The organism is Pseudomonas fluorescens (genome assembly GCF_001623525.1).
Classification (GTDB): Bacteria; Pseudomonadota; Gammaproteobacteria; order Pseudomonadales; family Pseudomonadaceae; genus Aquipseudomonas; species Aquipseudomonas fluorescens_Q.
The window spans coordinates 1,157,797-1,176,684 of sequence record NZ_CP015225.1; the positions used below are offsets into that span (position 1 = coordinate 1,157,797).

18 protein-coding genes are annotated in these 18,888 nt (G+C 54.7%); 7 read left to right on the plus strand and 11 right to left on the minus strand.

Translation table 11 applies throughout. From position 1 onward, the window contains the following. Positions 1–9: 9 nt before the first annotated feature. From TK06_RS04975 to TK06_RS05015, 9 genes are all read right to left on the minus strand, one after another. Positions 10–804, minus strand: a complete 795-nt coding sequence (locus tag TK06_RS04975) for an SDR family NAD(P)-dependent oxidoreductase (protein WP_063321091.1) — start codon at positions 802–804, stop codon at positions 10–12. 27 nt (positions 805–831) lie between these two features. Continuing rightward, positions 832–1,851, minus strand: a complete 1,020-nt coding sequence (locus tag TK06_RS04980) for a sugar ABC transporter substrate-binding protein (protein ID WP_203417401.1) — start codon at positions 1,849–1,851, stop codon at positions 832–834. A 50-nt stretch (positions 1,852–1,901) separates the two neighbouring features. Further along, positions 1,902–2,870, minus strand: coding sequence for an ABC transporter permease (locus TK06_RS04985; RefSeq protein ID WP_063321092.1), 969 nt, complete (start codon positions 2,868–2,870; stop codon positions 1,902–1,904). Beyond that, a complete protein-coding gene (locus TK06_RS04990; protein WP_063321093.1) occupies positions 2,870–3,898 on the minus strand; it encodes an ABC transporter permease in 1,029 nt (342 codons plus the stop codon). The genes TK06_RS04985 and TK06_RS04990 overlap by 1 nt, the downstream gene beginning before the upstream one ends. Next, complete coding sequence (locus TK06_RS04995) at positions 3,895–5,400, minus strand: sugar ABC transporter ATP-binding protein (RefSeq protein WP_063321094.1); 1,506 nt, start codon at positions 5,398–5,400, stop codon at positions 3,895–3,897. Before TK06_RS04995 ends, TK06_RS04990 begins: the two co-directional genes overlap by 4 nt. 309 nt (positions 5,401–5,709) lie before the next feature. Next, positions 5,710–6,798, minus strand: a complete 1,089-nt coding sequence (locus TK06_RS05000) for a Gfo/Idh/MocA family protein (protein ID WP_063321095.1) — start codon at positions 6,796–6,798, stop codon at positions 5,710–5,712. Between the two features lie 100 nt (positions 6,799–6,898). Continuing rightward, complete coding sequence (locus tag TK06_RS05005; RefSeq protein WP_063321096.1) at positions 6,899–7,702, minus strand: SDR family NAD(P)-dependent oxidoreductase; 804 nt, start codon at positions 7,700–7,702, stop codon at positions 6,899–6,901. 85 nt (positions 7,703–7,787) lie between these two features. Next, a complete protein-coding gene (locus TK06_RS05010; RefSeq protein ID WP_063321097.1) occupies positions 7,788–8,093 on the minus strand; it encodes a Dabb family protein in 306 nt (101 codons plus the stop codon). Between the two features lie 79 nt (positions 8,094–8,172). Next, on the minus strand, positions 8,173–9,033 hold the full coding sequence (locus TK06_RS05015; protein ID WP_063321098.1) for an intradiol ring-cleavage dioxygenase: 861 nt from the start codon (positions 9,031–9,033) through the stop codon (positions 8,173–8,175). A gap of 203 nt (positions 9,034–9,236) precedes the next feature. Here TK06_RS05015 and TK06_RS05020 point away from each other — a divergent pair, with 203 nt between their 5' ends. Next, a complete protein-coding gene (locus TK06_RS05020) occupies positions 9,237–10,151 on the plus strand; it encodes a LysR family transcriptional regulator (protein ID WP_063325066.1) in 915 nt (304 codons plus the stop codon). 57 nt (positions 10,152–10,208) lie between these two features. Here the strand turns inward: TK06_RS05020 and TK06_RS05025 are convergent, their stop codons facing one another. Continuing rightward, a complete protein-coding gene (locus tag TK06_RS05025; protein WP_063321099.1) occupies positions 10,209–11,273 on the minus strand; it encodes a maleylacetate reductase in 1,065 nt (354 codons plus the stop codon). 77 nt (positions 11,274–11,350) lie between these two features. Beyond that, the gene (locus TK06_RS05030) at positions 11,351–11,734 is read right to left on the minus strand and encodes a nuclear transport factor 2 family protein (protein ID WP_086936574.1); all 384 of its coding nucleotides are present in this window, start codon (positions 11,732–11,734) and stop codon (positions 11,351–11,353) included. A 765-nt stretch (positions 11,735–12,499) separates the two neighbouring features. Here TK06_RS05030 and TK06_RS05040 point away from each other — a divergent pair. From TK06_RS05040 to TK06_RS05065, 6 genes are all read left to right on the plus strand, one after another. After that, positions 12,500–13,354, plus strand: a complete 855-nt coding sequence (locus TK06_RS05040) for a sugar phosphate isomerase/epimerase family protein (protein ID WP_063321102.1) — start codon at positions 12,500–12,502, stop codon at positions 13,352–13,354. A 92-nt stretch (positions 13,355–13,446) separates the two neighbouring features. Further along, a complete protein-coding gene (iolG, locus tag TK06_RS05045) occupies positions 13,447–14,448 on the plus strand; it encodes an inositol 2-dehydrogenase (RefSeq protein WP_063321103.1) in 1,002 nt (333 codons plus the stop codon). Between the two features lie 137 nt (positions 14,449–14,585). After that, entirely contained in the window at positions 14,586–15,899 is a 1,314-nt protein-coding gene (locus TK06_RS05050; protein ID WP_238992586.1) for a sugar MFS transporter, read from the plus strand. A gap of 121 nt (positions 15,900–16,020) precedes the next feature. Continuing rightward, a complete protein-coding gene (locus TK06_RS05055) occupies positions 16,021–16,746 on the plus strand; it encodes an SDR family NAD(P)-dependent oxidoreductase (protein WP_063321104.1) in 726 nt (241 codons plus the stop codon). 85 nt (positions 16,747–16,831) lie between these two features. Then, positions 16,832–17,785: a sugar ABC transporter substrate-binding protein gene (locus TK06_RS05060; RefSeq protein WP_063321105.1), complete on the plus strand. Its 954-nt coding sequence runs from the start codon at positions 16,832–16,834 to the stop codon at positions 17,783–17,785. A 66-nt stretch (positions 17,786–17,851) separates the two neighbouring features. Further along, positions 17,852–18,805 (plus strand): substrate-binding domain-containing protein, encoded by a 954-nt coding sequence (locus TK06_RS05065; RefSeq protein WP_063321106.1) that lies wholly within the window; start codon positions 17,852–17,854, stop codon positions 18,803–18,805. Positions 18,806–18,888: the final 83 nt, after the last annotated feature.

Below are 18,888 nucleotides of genomic sequence, written 5' to 3' on the forward strand. Positions count from 1 at the left end.
ACCGATCGTTTAGATCGAAGCGCCTTCTTCGCCGGTGCGGAAGTCGAAGCTGGTGGTCAGCCCGCCATCGGCAGTAATTTCCGACCCAAGCAGTGCTCCAGCCCCACTCGACAGAAGGAAGAGACCCGCCATGGCAACATCGCGCGCGGAAGTGATGCGACCCACCGGCTGACGTTTCGCGCGAGTCTTGTGGAACAGGTCAGGATCCGCTGCCGACTCCAGGTGACGTTGGAACAGCCCCGCCATCATGGCGCCAGGGCTAAGCACGTTTACCCGGATGCCTTCTCTTGCGTGATCTAGCGCTGCGGTTCGAGCGAGTTGGCGGACTGCGGCCTTTGACGCGTTGTAGAAAGCCAGTTGTTGTTCGGCGAAGCTGGCGTTTACGCTCGCGACTGCGACGATCGAGCCGCCCCCCGTTTCGACCATCAACGGGATCAACGCTTTCATTGCCAGGGCAGTCCCGACTACGTTCACATCGAATGTACGCAGGATCTCCGACCTGATGTTTTCAGTTACCAGCCCCACGTCCAGAATCGCCGCTGAGGTGATCAGCCCATAGGACTGGGAGCCGCTGTCTTTGAGGCGATCGACGACTGCCTGCCAAGTGAGTTCATCTGTGACATCCCCCGTAACGTGATGATAGCCATTGGCATCCTTCAGTTGTGATGCGGCATCCGTAAGATCTACGCCAACGGTGTAGACGCCATTCTCGACCAGCAGTTGGCAGATTTCCGAGCCCAGACCTGAGGCCGCGCCCGACACGGCGACAGCGTGTGGCAGTTCAAACGAGATTTGTACAGGCATTTCCTTCTCCTTTAGATCTTGTGGGAATCAGCGGCCTATTGCGGTATTGCAGTCGTTGACGTTGGCTTTGGTGATGATTTGCTGGGGCAGGTAACGAACGTTTTCGGGCTTCTTGCCATCCAGGAGCTCTGCAACAGCTCGCGCCGCATACTCTCCGTCTTGAACGGGCGATTGGAGAACTGTGGCGTACTGGGTACCGGACTCGATGGCTGTCACGCCTTCGATGCTGCAGTTGCTGCCTACGAGCACGAGCTTCGAAGGGTCAATGCCTGCACGTTGGGCTGCGACGATGACACCCGCCATCATGTTGTCCGCCTGTGCATAGACCCCTTTGACGTTGCTGCCAAATTGAGTGAACAGGGCAGAGGCCGCTTCCGAGGCCTTGGTCTGATCCCAGTTGCCTGGCTGAGCGCCTTTGATCTGGATTCCTGGAACGGAGGACGCCAGACCTTCGCGGAAGCCGGTCTCGCGGCCAATCTGAGGGGGGGTTCCAGGCACACCGAGAACAAGGAATACGTCTCCGCCATTGCCGTAGCCTTTGTCCTTGAAACCCTGTTCCATGGCTTTGGCTGCAGATGCACCGGAAGCTTTGTCGTTCGGCCCAGTGTAGACATCCCAGAACTTGGAGTACTTCATATCTGGTAGTGAGTTGGTCACCACGAGAGGGATGCCTGCGGATTTGATCTTGCGTAGCGATGGGACGATAGCGCTGGCATCAGCAGGCCACAGTACGATCGCGTCTGGGCGTTCCGCAATGGCCTGATCAACCTGGCTTGCTTGCTCTGCAGGGTCGAAGTTGGTGATTTTGACCTTGAGGGAGATTCCTTCTTCCTCGGCCTTTTTGCGGAACGACTGCAGGTGGCGAGAGCAGTACTCGCATTCCTCGCTGACCGTCAGCAAGATGACCTTTGCATCTTTAGCCGCTGCTTTTGCAGGCAAACTCGTGGCAATGCTCGCGGTGGCCGCTACCATCAGCCAGGCCGAGAACATAGCGAGCTTGTTCAACCTAGTGAGGTGTTTTTGGGCGAAAATGGTCGCAGGGTTCATGATTGAGAGCCTCTCTAATTGTGATTGTTGTATGGGCTACTGAGAGCAGGTCAGCCTTGGCGGACCAGGCTTTTTGAGCGGAATATCTGGAGCATTGCGCCTGTCTTGCCGTCGAGCACGACAACGATCAGTAACAGGACTCCATTGGTAAGTAGGATCGCAGCTGATCCAGCGCCGAGCAGACTCATCCCATTGTTTAGAATTGTCAGGATGAGCACGCCGAACAGCACGCCGCTGGGTTTACCTATGCCTCCGGCGAGCGCAATACCGCCGATGATGGCTGCTGATACAGCCTGCAGGAGAAGGTTGCTCCCCATGGTTGCAGATGCGGTTGCGAGGCTGATCGACAGCAGAACGCCAGCAAGGCCTGCGCACAGGGACGAGAGCACGAAAGCGAACAAGTGAATTCGTCCAATGGGTACTCCGCAAGCCTGAGCGGCATGAGCTCGGCTACCTGTTGCCACCATGTCACGACCGAGCCGGGTAAACTTGAGAACGCCGGCCATCAGCCCGAAAGCCAAAATGGTCAGTAGGCTCCGTGCCGAGAAAATTCCGAATATCGAATCGTCCCACAACGCGCCGGCATCGAAGTTGTCGGTGTTGACGATCTTCCCACCTGCCAGCCAGTAGGCGAATCCGCTGAGCGCGATCATCGTGCCAACAGTGACGACGAGCGAGGAGAGACGCAGCCATACGAAAATGAGTGCGTTGACCATGCCTACCAAGAGCGCAAAGGCCATTGCCGCTAACGCTCCCGTCACCAAGTCGTCTCCGCCGACCTTGAGCGTGATAAGTCCGGCAACAGCGACCATGGAGCCCACGCTGAGGTCAAACTCCCCCACCAGCATGGTCATTGACAAACCGAGGGTGATGAGGCCGAGTAGGGCAAATGACTGGAGAATCGCGTAGGTGTTCTGCGTGCTGGCGAAGTTGTCCAGGGTTACAGTGAAGGCTGCGAACAGAGCAACTGTGAGTACCAGCGGCAGATTTGTGGCCAGAGAGATGATCGGGGATTTCATCAGTGCACCCTCCCACGGGCAATCAGGGCAGCAAGTATCACGGCCAGGACGACAACAGCACCTTTCACCATGAGTTGAATTTCAAAGGACAATCCGTGGACGAGCAGTAAATTCCCAATGAGTGCGAGGAAAATTGCTCCGTACACGGCGTCGATGATTTTTCCTTGTCCACCTCGGATGGATATCCCGGCTACCAGCACCGCCGCGATGGCGTCGAAGTCGAGCCCCGCTGCCAGCTTCAGGTTTCCCTGGCCGGCCTGGGAGGCGAAGAGGCCACCGGCCAGTGCTGCCGAGAAGCCCGCGATCACGAATGCAATCACCAATGTCCGAGGAACGCGAATGCCGGAGTAGGCGGCGGTTACCGGATTCAAGCCAATCAGCCGTAGTTCACGACCGAAGCGCGTCCTTTCAACCCAATAGTTCGCGGCGAGTGAGAAGGCCAGGAAAATAACGAGCTGGTTCGGTACGAGCGATGCGAATTTCCCAATGCCGAGCCAGGACGCATCTCCTTTGCCAACGACCGTCATTCCACCCGACACGTAGGAGCCGACGCCCATCACGATCGAGGCCACAGCAATGGTCGCGATGATTGGATTAACCCGTGCAGTACCTACGACCACCCCTTGGATTGAACCGATCGCGATGCCGAGGACGCTTACTGAGAGTAGGGCCACTGGGAGGCCGAAGTGTAGGGTGCTTGCGAACACGATTGTGGACAGCGCGGCGGTCGCGGCCATCGAGAGCATGAAGAGATTGCCACTCAGCGTGATGAAGGCCATGCCGACAGCTGCGATACCAATCGCAGAAACCGAATACATGATGGCGTTGAGGTTGGCCGGGGTGAGGAAGTTGTCGACTGACAAGTGGCCCCAGATGATCAGAAGTATCGACACCACCTTGATGCCATTAACCTGGATCCTGTCCGCCTGAACAGAGTCCCGTACAAAATCCCCAACGGCGGAGGTCATTGTCTTTGTTCTAGATGGCGTGCTCGATGCGAGATGTGAGGTTTCACGTGCTTGTCTCATGCGATTTTCTCCTCGCCGCGCCCGTGAAGGATGTCCATCAGGATGGAGGTCATGGAGCAATGCTCGATGACTCGGTCATTGACCGTTTCTCCTCTGAAGACGGTGATAACCCGGTCTGCTAGTTCGAGCACTTCCTCAAAGTCGGTGGAGAAGAAAATAACGGTGAGCCCAGTCGCTGCCATCGATCGCAGCTGAGCGTAAATCTCTGCCCTCGCGCCAACATCTACACCGCGCGTAGGCTCATTGAGGATAAGAATCTTGGGTGAGATTGCGGCGGCCTTGGCCATGGCAACTTTCTGCTGATTACCCCCGCTCAAGCTCGACACCTTGCTACCTATGCGCGTGGTGTCGATCGTGAAGCGCTTCATCAGATCTAGAGCAGCATCGCGTTCTTGCGAACGTTCGAGCCGTCCAAAGCGCGAAAACTGGAAGAGAATCGATGCAGTCGAGTTTTGTCCGATATTGGCCTCAAGAAATACACCTTTGCCGGCTCGATCCTCGGGTACATAAGCGATGCCCTGTGAGATCGCTTTTCGCGGGGACTGAATATCGACCTGCTGGCCATCGATCGACAGGTTGCCGGTATGAGATCGAACGCCCGCAATCGCTTCTATCAGACGGTCAGCACCAGAACCAAGCTGACCAACTACGCCGAGAATTTCGCCCGCTGGTACTTCCAGGTCAAGCGATTGGCAGGCGTTTGGCACCCCGAATCGATCAAGCTTCAGTCTTATGAGATGCGCGTGTGGATTGATCGCGTCGAGCGTCGAGCGTCGCTCCACTTCATGTCCCACCATCGCCAATACCAGCGACTCTGTGGTCATCTCTGATGTGGGAGCAGTTAAGACTCGTTCACCGCTGCGGAAGATAGTAATTCGATCCGTAAGATCGAAGACCTCATTGAGACGATGGCTGATGAATACCACCGTCGTACCCTGATCACGAAGCCAACGCACAGCGGTGAAAACACGCGCAATCTCACTTTCGGCCAACGTTGCGGTGGGCTCATCCAGAATCAGGACTTTAGCGCCGTGGAGCACGCAGCGGGAGATCTCTACCAATTGCCGCTCCGCGAGCGAGAGCTCGGAAGCCGATTGATCCAGGGTAACGTGGGACAAACCAATTGAGTCGAGCTGGCGTCGCACGTCATTTTTGAACCGTCCCCTCAGATAAAGCCGGCCAACCTGGGCATTGCCCATAAGCACGTTGTCCAATACAGACAGCGCTGGGATGATGGACAGCTCTTGATGGACGATGGAAATACAGGAAGGGTCGGTGCGTCGGCCAGGCCGTAGTACCGCTCCGTCGAACAGGATTTGACCTTCGGTTGGCTGCACCAAGCCACCAAGAATTTTCACGAGCGTGCTTTTACCGGCGCCGTTTTCGCCGCAGAGGCCATGGATTTCCCCGGCATTCAACTCAAAGTCTATAGACTTCAACGCTGTAATACCGCCATAGGTCTTATGTAGCCCAGTTACCTGGACAATTTTTTGAGACTGCATGGTTGAGTCCTGTCATTGTTATGATTGTGAACAGATATCTACTAGCAGTGAAACTAAGTACTTCGAGGCTGCGCGCCGGATTTAACTTCTCTTAAGTGCTTGCTGACGTCCTAAATTTTCCGATTTTCGAGTATTGAATTCATAAAAACACACATACCTCCGGCAGAAAATGCATGAAATGGAATTCACTTTTCAAATGATGAAAAAATGCCTTTCACTGGAAATGCGAGGACACCTAATTGAGGTGCCTTTCAATGCTGAGTGGAATAATTTGCTGCCCAGACTAGATCTGGGCAGCAAAAAATAATTTCAGATCAGGGAGACTTCTTGCCCGAGAAGTTCTGACGATTTGAAAAGCGCCTCGAGGATCAGGTTGATATTGTGTGCCTGAGTTGCGGGAACTTGAGATGGCAAGCCTTCAGTAAGCGATTTAACGAAGGCGGCAGCTTCTCGATCAAAATAAACCGGGTTGCCAATTTCAGCGATCTCCGGTGAATACACGGTTTTTCGCACAGCCCATACTTCGGGGAAACTCGTTTCGTTCCAATGCGTCCAGCCTTGCGAGTGACCAATCTTTCCATCGTGATACAGCTTGTAAGAGGCGGGCATTGGGGTGGAGTGCATCACACCGTGCGTACCGTAGGCTGTCACGTCCCAGCTTTCCGTCCAGGGCATGGGATCCCATGACATGAAGTCGATAGTGACGACTTTGTCATCGTAATTCAGTATCGCGACGGCGGCGTCTTCGCGCGCAGAGTTACTCATTTGACCTGCAAACTTGGTGATCCTGGCGTTCACGAATTTAGGCATACCAAAGTGCAGCAGGATCCGGTCAATGGTGTGGCAGCCAATTACGTAGAAGGCGCCACCCAGGTCGCCTGGCTGTTTCATGTGGTTGGTGTCGGCCTCGTCGTGCGAGCAACCTGCATGAGCCCGCACCTGAAGTACCTTGCCGATCTCTCCGCTTTGGAGCACTTGCTGCATTTTTTCCACTGCCGGCGAAAACCTCCAGCAGTAGCCGACTTGGAACAGATTGCCAGTGCGCTCAACCGCTTCCACGATGCGCAAGGTATCGGTCGAGTGGCGACCTGCAGGTTTCTCACACAGCACCGCCTTACCTGCTTCCAATGCCTCGATGGCCCAGTCAGCCATCAAATAACTTTTGGGATGCACCAGGACGATGTGTACGTTGGGATCGCTTAAAATGTCTTCCTTGCTGCGCGCCTGAAGGCCCAGTGCGTCGGCAAATGGTTCGAGCAGCGGACTGTCGTCGTAGGCCCCGAGAAACTCTACACCCGGGATACGCTGGAAGGCTTTTACCCGCCCTGACGTGTGAGGGTGGGTGATCCCCAGGCATGCCACGCCGAGCTTGGTTTGATTGTCGATCTTGGTAGTCATTTTCTATTCCCTTGTTTTTGTAGTCAGTACCGATGCCACGTGCCACAGACGCTCCCAGGATTCTTGCTCCAAGGGCAGACATGCCAAAGTAGGCGCGCGGTCATATCAACGAGCGGATGCTGCCACCGTCGACACCCCAAACACTGGAGGTCACAAAGGACGCCAGATCAGACGCCATGAAAACTATTACGTTGGCCACCTCTTCGGGAGTGCCAAGGCGATTAAGAGGAAGCTGGCGTAGCGACATTTCATGCTCCACGGCGGCTTGAGGGTCCATGCCGTGGACCTTCGCCATGGTTTCAGCAAAACCGCCGGACTTCGTCCAGAACGGCGTCCAGATAGGGCCTGGCGCTACAGCGTTCACTCGAATGTGCGGGCCTTCACTGCGGGCCAAGCCTTTGGTTACGGCCAGCACAGCAGCTTTAGAGGCGGAGTAGTCAAGCGGGCAGGGTTCTGGCTGTCGGGCAAGGTCGGAGGCATTGTTGATGATGACGCCGCTTTGTTGAGCGCGCATCACAGGGAGGATTTTGCGACAAGCTCGCACGTAGCTCATGAAATTGAGCTGCATGGTTGCTTCCCAGTCTTCATCGGTCAGGTCGTCGAACATCCGCACGGCACCAGAGCCTACGTTGTTGACGAGCACATCAACTTTGCCGTCGTAGATGGCCAAAACGCTATCGATGCCATCGTTCACACCACTCAAGGTGCTGAGGTCAGCTTTACTGACAGCAGCTTTGGCGCCCAGGGCCTCAACTTCGTGCTTCAGTTCTGCGAGGGCTCCTTCATCCCAGTCCAGCAACGCGAGCTGACTGCCTTCGGCCGCAAATGCCAGCGCCGTGGCACGACCGATACCTTTCGCTGCGCCGGTGATGAGTACGATTTTGCCGGCAAGGTTAGTTTTCATAGCTGAATACCTTCTTTTTTGAGCTGATGAAGCACAAGGTGCTCGTTTCTTATTGAATAGAAGTTCAGTGTTGTAGCAGGTGCTATTACATGAAGTAATCAACCTGGTGCCTGGCGGTGCGCACGTTTCCGAGTTCTTCGCGAACTCGCAAGTGAGCAGGGTGCGTGGCATAACTTTGCAGCGCCTCCATGGAATCGAATTCCGAATACAGCACCACATCGCAGGCATAATCGATCTTGCTGAAGTCAACGCCGATCTCTAACTTGAGAAGGCCAGGAATTACGCTGCGAAGACCTTCGAAAGCACTTTTGAGCTTTTCAATATTGGCTGAGCGCTCATGCTCAGTTTCGCCAAGCAAGTTCCACATGACGATATGTTTGACCGGTCGCATAGTCCTCTCCGAGGTAGATGTGCGAGTACTGGCTATGGCCTGCACACTGCAAGCCTGGTAGACAAGAAATGTATGTGGGCTATGTGTTGTGGAGGATGAAGTCAAAATCCAGGGTGTAATACAGCGAGTCAATCGAGTTACCGTACGGATCGATTCCACTCTCGTGGCGAACCCAGTCTGCAATCAGTGACGAACGGACACCGAATACCGCATCCGAATCCAGATAGTCGCCACCCTCCCGGAACACGTGGGTGACTAGACGCTGATATCCAGGAGCAGTGATCATGAAATGCAGGTGGGCAGGACGCCATGGATGCCGATTTAACGCCTCCAGCATCTTGCCAACCGGGCCGTCATGGGGGATGGGGTAGCACTCAGGGACGATGGTGCGGAAGTAGTAATGGCCATTGGCGTCGGCCTGTATAACCGCACGTCCGTGATAGTCCCCCATATCAGGCTTCTGAACGTCGTAGAAGCCCGCGTCGTCGGCTTGCCAGACTTCAATGGTCGCATTTGGGATGGGGGTGCCATCTTTGGCTGTAACAGTACCCTTCACAAACCACGGAACACCTGGAAGCCCACCACTGATGTCTTCGCCCAAGTCGTAACGAGGGGCGTTGGCGACATGGAAGGGGCCGAAAACCGTGGCTTCAGTGCAGCCTTCTGGCTTCTTGTGATTCTGGGCGATGACCAACGTCGACAGCCCCAGCGTATCGGACAGGAGGATGAATTCCTGTCGTTTGTCGGTCGTGATATGACCGATCGCGGTCAGAAACTCGATACCCTTTTCCCATTCTTCCTCGGTCAAATTGGTCTCCCGCGCAAATGCGTGGAGGTGCTGAACGAGTGAAGTAACGATCTCATGCAGGCGCTGATTCTCCGTCCCGGCATTTCGGGTGAGGACAGCTTGTGTGATCGTCTGCTCATCTAGGTTTCGCATGGAGATGCATCCTTTTTTATTTGAGTCAGGAGAGATCTGAGGTGATCGACTCCCGAGGGAACATTGACTGTTGGCCAGCAGATGCCTGTTCCCGAAACTATGGCGATACGCTAAAGTCACAGGCGGTGGAATAAAATACTAAAAATGAAAATCTTTATTTCACTATGGAAATAATCTTCCTTTTTTTGTGTGGATGCCTAAGGATGGATCGATTTACAGAGCTTGAGCTTTTCGTATACACGGCTGAGCTAGGAACGCTGAGTCGCGCGGCTGAAAAACTGGAAATTTCAAATGCCGCGGCCAGTCGTCATCTCGCAGCGCTCGAAACGCGGCTCGGAGTTCGGCTGGTGGAGCGGAGTACGCGCCGCTTATCCCTTACCAACTCAGGACATGATTTTTATGCCAAATGCAAAAGCCTGCTCGCTGAGCTGGCGGAGGCAGAGGCTACTGTCAGTGCGGCTCTGATTGAACCCACGGGCACTCTGACGATTAGCGCAACCATTTCTTTTTGCATGTTGCATATCGCGCCCATCGTGCCCGAGTTTCAGCGCCGCTACCCCGGAATCAAGGTCAAGATCATCGGCGCCAATCGGTACTACGACATCATCGATAGTGAGATTGATCTAGCTGTTCGAACGCGTGAATACGAAGCAGATTCGAACATTACTGTCCGTCGGTTGGCCGAGACCAGACGTGTACTCGCGGCTTCGCCCAAATACCTCCAGCGCAAAGGTATCCCTAGGACTGTGCAGGATTTGGCCGAGCATGATGTGCTGATTTATAGCCTCGCGAACCATCCCAACACGATGGAGTTCACTCGAGATGGGCAGCATGAAAGTATCAAAGTGCAGCCGGCCCTGGAGACCAACGATGGTCAGATCGTCAGGGCAGCAGCACTGGCGGGGGCAGGGATACTGGTACAGCCCAAGTACATCATCTATGACGACCTGGTAGCCGGCAGACTCATACCCGTGATGGATGATTGGGATCTGCCTCGATTGACCATCAATCTTGCGTTTCAGGATCGACGTCACATGCCGGCGAAGACTCGCCTGTTCATCGACTTCTTGCTCGATCACTTCAAGCGTAACGATTACGAACGCTACTGGACGCGATGAAAAAAGCCCACTCGACTTCCTGCACGGTCATCGAGTGGGTGAGGCAATAGGCGGCAGTTAAGCAGGACGTTTTCCTTCATACGCATCTTGGAGCAATTGGCGAATCCCATCGCGCTCGATCGGACGCGGGTTCCAATAAGGGTTGCTGAGAGCAATGTCTGTCGCGCGATCAAGATCCGCCTCGGTCAGCCCCAGATCTCGCAGCTTCATGGGTGCGCCGAGTTTTTCCGCGAGATCGAATAAGGCGCCACCGGCTGAATCGTGTTTCCCGCCCAAGGCTCGAATGATGCGCGCGGCTGCGTCCGGAGCAGCACTGGCGTTGTAGGCTATCGCGTGGGGCAGCACGATAGTGTGTGTCTGGGCGTGGGGGAGGTTGAAGCTGCCACCCAGCGTGTGACACAGCTTGTGATGCAGGGCCATGCCTACATGACCAAGCACGGTGCTGCACAACCAGGCGCCATACAGACAATCGCTGCGAGCATCCAGATCGTCAGGAGTCTGGTTGATGCGCTCCAGTCCCTCGGCCATCGCACGAATGCCTTCTTCTGCAATCAGCGACATCACAGGGTTCCCATCTTGGGAATAGAGACCTTCTGCAGCGTGAGCGATAGCGTTCATGCCGCTCATGATCGACATGCCCAGGGGGAGGGTGGCCGAAAGCTCTGGGTCATAGATCACGGTTTTCGGCAACACTCGTGGGTCTTTGCCAGTTTTCTTGATGCCGTTTTCGGTCAGGCCATACACGGGCGTCATTTCCGAGCCAGCGTATGTTGTGGGGATCGCCAGGATTGGCAGGCCTGATTCCAGCGCGATTGCTTTTCCCAGACCGGTAGTGGAACCGCCACCAATGGCAATGGCGCAATCCGCCCCCAGTTCTTTCGCAACTTCTCGCGCTTCACGAGCGGTTTCGATTGGGACATGCATGACTGCTTTATCGAAGATACCGGCAGCACGCTTACCCAGGATGTCGGCGATTCGCTCAGCCTGATCGCGTTGCTCGGGTGTGCACAGCACAAGGGCGCGTCGGGATTCGAGGCGGTCAATCTCTGCCTCCAGCTGTTGAAGGGATCCTTTGCCAAAGATCACGCGAGCTGGCAGGCCGGTGTAAGTAAAGTTTTTCATTTTGTCAGGTGTTCCTATCGTTGAGAGTTGGCGCGGCAATCTCTCGGGCAGTAGAGATCCGCTCTGGCGGTGCGCGTTTACGTTGGAATCGGCGTCGGCTGATAAGCGAGAAGCTTCCACTCGCCGTCGCGCTGTTCCCAAACGGCCAGGGCTTTATTACGCAGCGTCTTCTGGACGCCGCCTGCCGTGATCTCACCGTTCATCTCGCCGAAGACGAGCGCAATGTCCCCAACGACCTTGATGGACTCGATCGGATGTTCGATATGGTGATAGACATAAAATCCACCCAGGCACTTGTCGAGGTAGCTCTCAAGCGTATCGACGACTCCAGTGGAGTGGGCATAGCTCAGATCAGGATGCGCGTAAGCTTTGAAGGCGATGTAATCTCCAGCGATGATCGCTTCGTAGCGTTTGCTTTCAAGCTCACGAATCAATTCTTCCACTGCGTTATGGTTTTTCATGCTAGGCCTCTTGGGGTCTCTCGTGGGCATGTAAGCGAGTGTCGAGGCATGCCCTTTTCTTTTAGCCACCTGAAGCTGCTATTCCCAGCTTCCGATCAGGTCCAGCCTATAATTACGAATGGGCTTATAAAACCTCGCTTTTGGAAATCTTTATTTCATAGGTGGAATAATATCCTTCGAGCCATCTCATTCTGATTCCTGATGGAATAGACGTGTCCGAGGTCGGCCCAACTCTCCCCCCCAAAAAAGATGAGCAACGGTTCCATCAGTCCCCTTCTATGGCTTGGATTCTTCCACTGGGTGAAAAAGAGATTTCACTTTCTGGTATTTTTCTTCCTAAAACGCATGCCTAAGATCGTTCCCATAACGACAGCTCCTCAAGCTGCACTAAAACAAGAACGGAGACATAGCTATGTACTTGCTCCTTGCCTTCCTCCACATCTTCATCGACACCGCGAAGGCGTTGCTGATGCTTGTCTTCAATATGCATCACGCCGCGTGGACGGCTTGCGCTAAGTCGGTCGAAGCAGCGCAATCCCTATTCAATATCAGTCTTTTCCCTTGGCATAAGTCGGGATATCCCTCGGGTTTTTCCCGGGATGCGTCGAGCCCGCTTAGCGGAAGATCGCATCCGCGAGCGCCTCTCCAGTACCCGATTGGCATTGAAGTGCCATAACTGGAAACGCGTTCCCTTATTACAGCTTGTCCTGGATCTAGCAGGGCTCGCACGCCTCAATCTTTGCAACTGCATCTCAGGAGTTACACATGAGCAATCAAAACGTCGAATTGTTGGCCGCCTATTTCACCCTGTCGGGTGACGTCTACCCGTTCGGCCCAACCGAAATCAGCCCATTCGCGTTCCGGGATCGTGTAGAGGCAGCGGCTCAGGCTGGTTACAAGGGTGTGGGCCTGATTCACGTTGACCTGATGTCGACAGTTGATCGCATCGGTTTCCGCGAGATGCGTCACATCCTCGAAGCAAATGGAATCAAGCACATCGAGTTTGAGTTCCTGACCGACTGGTACCTGGATGGTGAGGCTCGCCGCGCCTCCAATAAGATGCGTGCAGAGCTTTTCAACGCAGCCCAGGAGTTGGGTGCTCGTGCGGTCAAGACCGCCCCAGGCCTACACCAGGAAGAAGCGAATATCCCTTTGATGGTTGAGCACTTTGGAAACCTGAGCGCTGAAGCCGCAACCTACGGTACCGACATCGTCTTGGAAATCATGCCGTTTAGTAACGTGCGTACGATCGATACTGCGCTGGCTCTGGTTCAGGGCGCGAACCACGACAACGGCAAGCTGCTGCTGGACATTTGGCACTTGGCGCGTGGTGGCGTCGACTTCAGTGAGATTGCTCGTATCCCAGGAAAATTCATTGGCTCTGTCGAGTTGGACGACGCTGATAAATACGCCGTTGAGCCGCTGTGGCAAGACACTATCCATCGCCGTCGTCTGCCGGGCGAAGGCGTGCTCGATGTGCCTGGATTTATTAAGGCTATTCAGGCTACCGGGTACGCCGGTCCATGGGGTGTGGAAGTGCTGTCGGAAGTCGTGCGCAAGCTGCCTCTGCAAGAGATGGCTCAGCGAACCTTCGAAACCACCATGTCTCAATTCAAGTAACGCTAAGAGATCCGCATGTTTTTGCGCGGGGAAAAATCTCCGCGCCCCGCCTAAAAATAATAGGCAGCTAGGCTGTCAAGGGAAGAACTATCATGTTGCGTATTGCCGTATTGGGTGCTGGGCGTATCGGAAAAATCCACGCCGCTAACGTCGCTACAAATCCTCGTACCAAACTGGTTGTGATAGCTGATCCGTGGAAGGAGGGGGTCAATGCGCTGGCTATGCAACTGGGTTGCGAGGCAGCCTACGACTATGCTTCGGCCATTGAGCGTACTGACGTCGATGCTGTTTTTATCGGCACTCCCACTGAGTTTCATATCGAACTGATGCTACAGGCGGTGAGGCTGGGCAAGCCAGTTATCTGCGAAAAGCCAATTGATATGGATTACGAGCGCGCGAAGGCTGCTGTCGATGAGCTTGAACGCCTGAATGGCCGTGTGATGCTGGCATTCAACCGCCGATTCGACCCCGACTACCTGCGCCTGCGTCGGGCGATCGACGATGGTGAAATCGGGGTGGTTCGACAAGTCATTATCACCAGTCGTGATCCAGCGCTGGCCGCAAGGGCCTACCTGGAAACGTCTGGGGGCATATTCCGTGACATGACTATTCACGACTTCGACATGGCTCGGAGCCTGCTTGGCGAAGAGCCAGTCGAGGTTTTTGCGGTGGGTAGTCGACTGGTGGATCCGACGCTCGAATCGATTCCGGATTACGACAGTGTCATGGTGCTCATGCGTACTGCTTCTGGTCGCCAATGCCACATCAACTGTTGCCGTGAGGCTGTATATGGCTTTGATCAGCGCCTGGAGGTTTCCGGTTCCAAGGGCATGCTGTTGAACGAGAACCATCGTACGAACAGTGTCCGTCGTTATGGCGCGGAGGCAACTGACGTGGCGGATCCTCTTCTCAACTTCTTCCTGGAGCGTCACGCCGACTCGTACAAGATCGAGCTCAACAGCTTCCTGGATGCGGTTGAGAATAACAGCCCGATGCCAGCAACACCGCGTGATGGCCTGCGGGCGCTTCGCTTGGCGAACTGCGCGAGTGAGTCGGCTGAGACGGGCAAGGTTGTAAGGGTAGGCGATCATTAATTTATCCAAGTCGTGAGCCCCAGCTCTTGCTAGGGGCTCCGTCTTACGGAGCACCAGAACCGAAAAGGATGTTTGAAGTTGACGTAGCAAAACATAGTTGCAGGGGCTGGCATCCGGCCCTGGCCCAGGACTTGAACATGGCCTGGCGTGCACTGATGACGGTTAACACAAAAATAAAGGTACCGGTCATGAACACAAATACAAAAGCCCTGAGCGGGCTTACTCATAACCACGAAAAGCTCTCCTCGACCCGGCTGGCATTTATTTTCGTGACAAGTCTGTTTTTCATGTGGGGCCTCTCCCATGGACTTCTCGATGTGCTGAACAAGCACTTCCAGGACACCCTTCATATCTCTCGCGGGCAGTCAGGACTGGTTCAAACGGCCTACTTCGGGGCGTACTTCATCATTGCCCTGCCAGTCGGTCTGTTCATGGAACGCTTTGGTTACAAGGCTGGGATTCTGGCAGGGCTCGCATTATTCGCCATCGGAGCGCTGCTGTTCATTCCGGCTTCGATGGTCGGAACATTTATGCCATTTCTGGTTGCGCTGTTTGTCCTGGCCTGCGGTTTAGGCTGCCTGGAAACCGCCGCAAATCTGTATGCGGCGGCCCTTGGCGACCCTGCAAAATCAGAGCAACGCCTGACATTTGCTCAGTCCTTCAATGGCTTGGGAGCGTTCATAGGGCCGGTCATTGGTGGCGCGGTCTTCTTCGCCCCGCCCATCGAATTCAACGGCAACCGCGTTGATCTGGTTTCGGTGACGTATGCGGCGTTGGCCATCATTGTGATGTTGATGTTCGTCGCCTTTGCTCGAATTCAACTTCCTGAAATTCGCAACGAAAAATCCTCTGACGTGCTGTTGCCAAGTGCGGGGGAAGTAAGCCTCTGGAAGAAAAGTAACTTCACCGGCGCGCTCGTCGCTCAGTTCTGTAACGTCGGTGCTTACGTCGGTATTGGTGCGTTCTTCATCAACTACGCGATTGATCACTGGCAAGGGATTTCTGCTCAGAAAGCCTCCTACCTCCTTTCGCTCGGGATGCTTGCCTACATGGTCGGTCGATTCGCCGGTACATGGGTAATGCGCTACGTTCCTGCACGTTCGTTGTTGATTCTCAACAGCCTGGTGAGCATGGTGCTGTGCATCGTTGCCATCGCCGGATTTGAGCGGATCTCAATCTTCGCGGTTGCCGCCATCTATCTGTTCATGTCGGTGATGTACCCAACGATTTTCGCGATGGGCATTCGTGGACTCGGCACGCAAACCAAGAAAGCCGGCTCATGCCTGGTGATGACGCTCGTGGGTGGTGCGTTCGTTCCATTGCTGATGGGAGCACTCGCCGATCACTTCGGCATTGCTGCGGCGTTTTATGTACCGCTGGCATGTTTCGCTGCCATCGCCTGGTATGGGCTGAGCCAGCCACCCGTGACGGCGAGTATTAAAGCTCACTAACTCAAATTTCGCGCAATGACGTGTGGTAGGCCCCGCATGGCAAGGCCTGCTGCAATGGATTCGGCTTGCCCGAAAATCTTGATAGCTGGTGATCGGCAAGTTTCAGATCAGGAAAATCAATATGAAGCGACTACATAACAAAGTGGCATTGGTGACTGGCGGTGGGATGGGGATCGGACGTGCGATCGCCGAGCTTTTCGCCGAAGAAGGAGCCACCGTCATTGTTGGCGATGTGCACCAACCTGAGCCTTACAAGAACGATAGCGTCGTTGCCAAACACCTGGATGTTTCAAAGCTGGAGGACTGGGAACTTCTCGTTGCGGAGGTAGTGCGTGAGCACGGCAAGGTTGATGTACTCGTGAATAATGCGGGGCTGGTAGGTTCCTACCTTCCCATCGATGAGATCACCCTTGATGACTGGAACCGGGTCATTGATATCAATCAGAACGGTGTGTTCTACGGGATGAGAACCGTCGTCCCCGTCATGAAGCGTCAACATGCGGGCTCCATCGTTAACGTGTCTTCGATCTGGGGCATCGTCGGTGCCAGTGGTGTGTCGGCGTACCAGGCTAGCAAAGCTGCGGTGCGCATGATGAGCAAAAACGCAGCTCTGTCCTACGTGGCCAATGGTATTCGCGTCAACTCGCTGCATCCGGGGCTGGTCGAAACACCAATGATTGATCGACAAGCCGCTGATATCACGGCAGCCGTAGTCGCAGCGACACCTATGAAACGTGCTGCGGATCCTAAAGAAATTGCCTACGCGGCTTTATTTCTTGCCAGTGATGAAGCGAGTTTCATCACTGGGGCAGAACTCGTAGTCGACGGAGGTTACACAACCCCCTGAGTGCTCTGTTCGCGCATCGAGCTTGCATCGCAGCACTGGCAACCCGTGTTGTAGTTTTGATACCCCTCTGAGGAGAACAAAAATAATGAAAGCGCAGAAAGGTGGTTTGTTGTGCAGCGCTGTTTTGGCAGCAGGTTTGACGTTCCAGCTATCACCAGCATTCGCAGCCGGTGAGAAGATTCTCATCAATTTCCAAACGTTATCCATTCCCTACTTTATCTACATGCATGAACAGGCCTCGCAGGAAGCCAAGGTTCTCAATGTAGAACTGCTTGTGCAGGATGCTCAGTCCTCTTCGACCAAGCAGTCCTCTGATGTCGAAAACGCCTTGACTCAAGGTGTTGATGCAATGGTCGTCGCACCCAATGATGTGACCGCCTTGGCACCTGCCTTGAACGAAGTGCTATCTGAAAAAGTACCCTTGGTGACAGTCGACCGCCGTGTCGAAGGAACCGATACCCCAGTGCCCTACGTCACTGCGGACAGTGTCGCAGGTGGCCGACTTATGGCCGAGTTGGTCACATCCAACATGAAAAACGGTGCTCGTGTAGCGTTCATCGGCGGTACCCCAGGCTCGTCGACAGCCATTGACCGCGCTAAAGGCGTCCACGAAGGACTCAAAGCTGGCGGGGGAAAATTCCAACTCGTGGCTGAGCAGTCAGGGGAGTGGGAGCGTGCCAAGGCCATGTCGGTGGCAGAAAACATCCTGACTTCTCTGAGTGCGAACCCTCCGGATGCAATTATCTGTGCGAGCGGCGACATGGCTCTGGGCGCTGCGGAAGCCGTGAGGGCCACGGGGCTGAAAGGCAAGGTCAAAGTTATCGGATTTGACGCCTACCCAGAGGTGCTGCGAGCCATCCGAGACGGAGATATCGCCGGTATCGTGGAGCAAAGCCCGAGCAAACAAATCAGAACGGCCCTTCGGATGGCGGTGAAGAAAGTACGCGGCGAAGGTGAGCTCGAAACGGTCATCGTTCAGCCATTCATGATCACCCCGGAAAACCTGAGTCAGGCAGAGCAATACAGCGCCATTCAATAGCCGGGCTTTTCTACGCCCAGTCAATCCGAATGCTTGATGTACCTATGCAATTTGAGGAATTCGAGAATGAAAACGAACAATAAACGTCGAATGCTAGCTACCGCAGTGGCCGCTGTCTTGCTGACGTCGAACGTATCCACGTTTGCCGCTGGCGAAAAGATTGCGGTCAGCTTCCAGACTCTTTCAATTCCCTTCTTCATCTTCATGCACGAGCAGGTTGTTCAAGAGGCTAAAACATTGGATGTCAAGCTGCTTGTCCAGGATGCCCAGGCTTCATCTTCCAAGCAGAGTTCTGATATCGAAAACTCGCTGACGCAAGGCGTCGCCGCAGTTGTATTGACGCCAAACGATGTCACGGCACTCGCACCGGCGATCAACGAGGTATTGGACGAGAAAGTGCCGGTAATCGCAGTTGACCGCCGCGTGGAGGGAACCTCTTCACCGGTGCCTTTTGTCACAGCAGACAACGTGGCAGGTGGTCGGCTGATGGGCGACTGGGTAGTCAAGAACCTGCCCACGGGAGCCAATGTGGTGCTGATTACCGGTCAGATCGGTTCCACCACAGCGATGGATCGTGCAAAGGGCGTGCATCAGTCACTGACCGCGGCCGGCAGCAAGTTCAAGCTCGTCGCTGAGCAGTCTGGGGAGGCTGATCGCGCTAAAGCGATGTCGGTCGTAGAGAACATTCTCACCGCTTCGGCGGGTAATCCACCTGATGTGATCATTTGCTCCACCGGCGATATGACGCTCGGAGCAGTCGAAGCCGTGCGAGGCATGGGGCTCAGCGACAAGATCAAGATTATTGGCTATGACGCCTATCCTGAAGTGCTCAAAAGCATCAAGGCCGGTGAGATTACGGGCATCGTCGAGCAGAGCCCAAGCAAGCAGATCCGCACTGCTCTGCGTCTGGCTGTGGAGAACATCAGAAACGGCACCAAGATCGAGTCGGTGACCATTACACCATTCATGGTCACTCGGGAAAACCTGGATCAGGCCGAGCAGTTCAGCGCTATCAAGTAATCCATAGGTTCGCCTTTTGAAGTGATGGGGGACGGGGTAATGCTCCCTCCCGTGTTTAGCGAATCCAGGGCTGGGAGGCATCG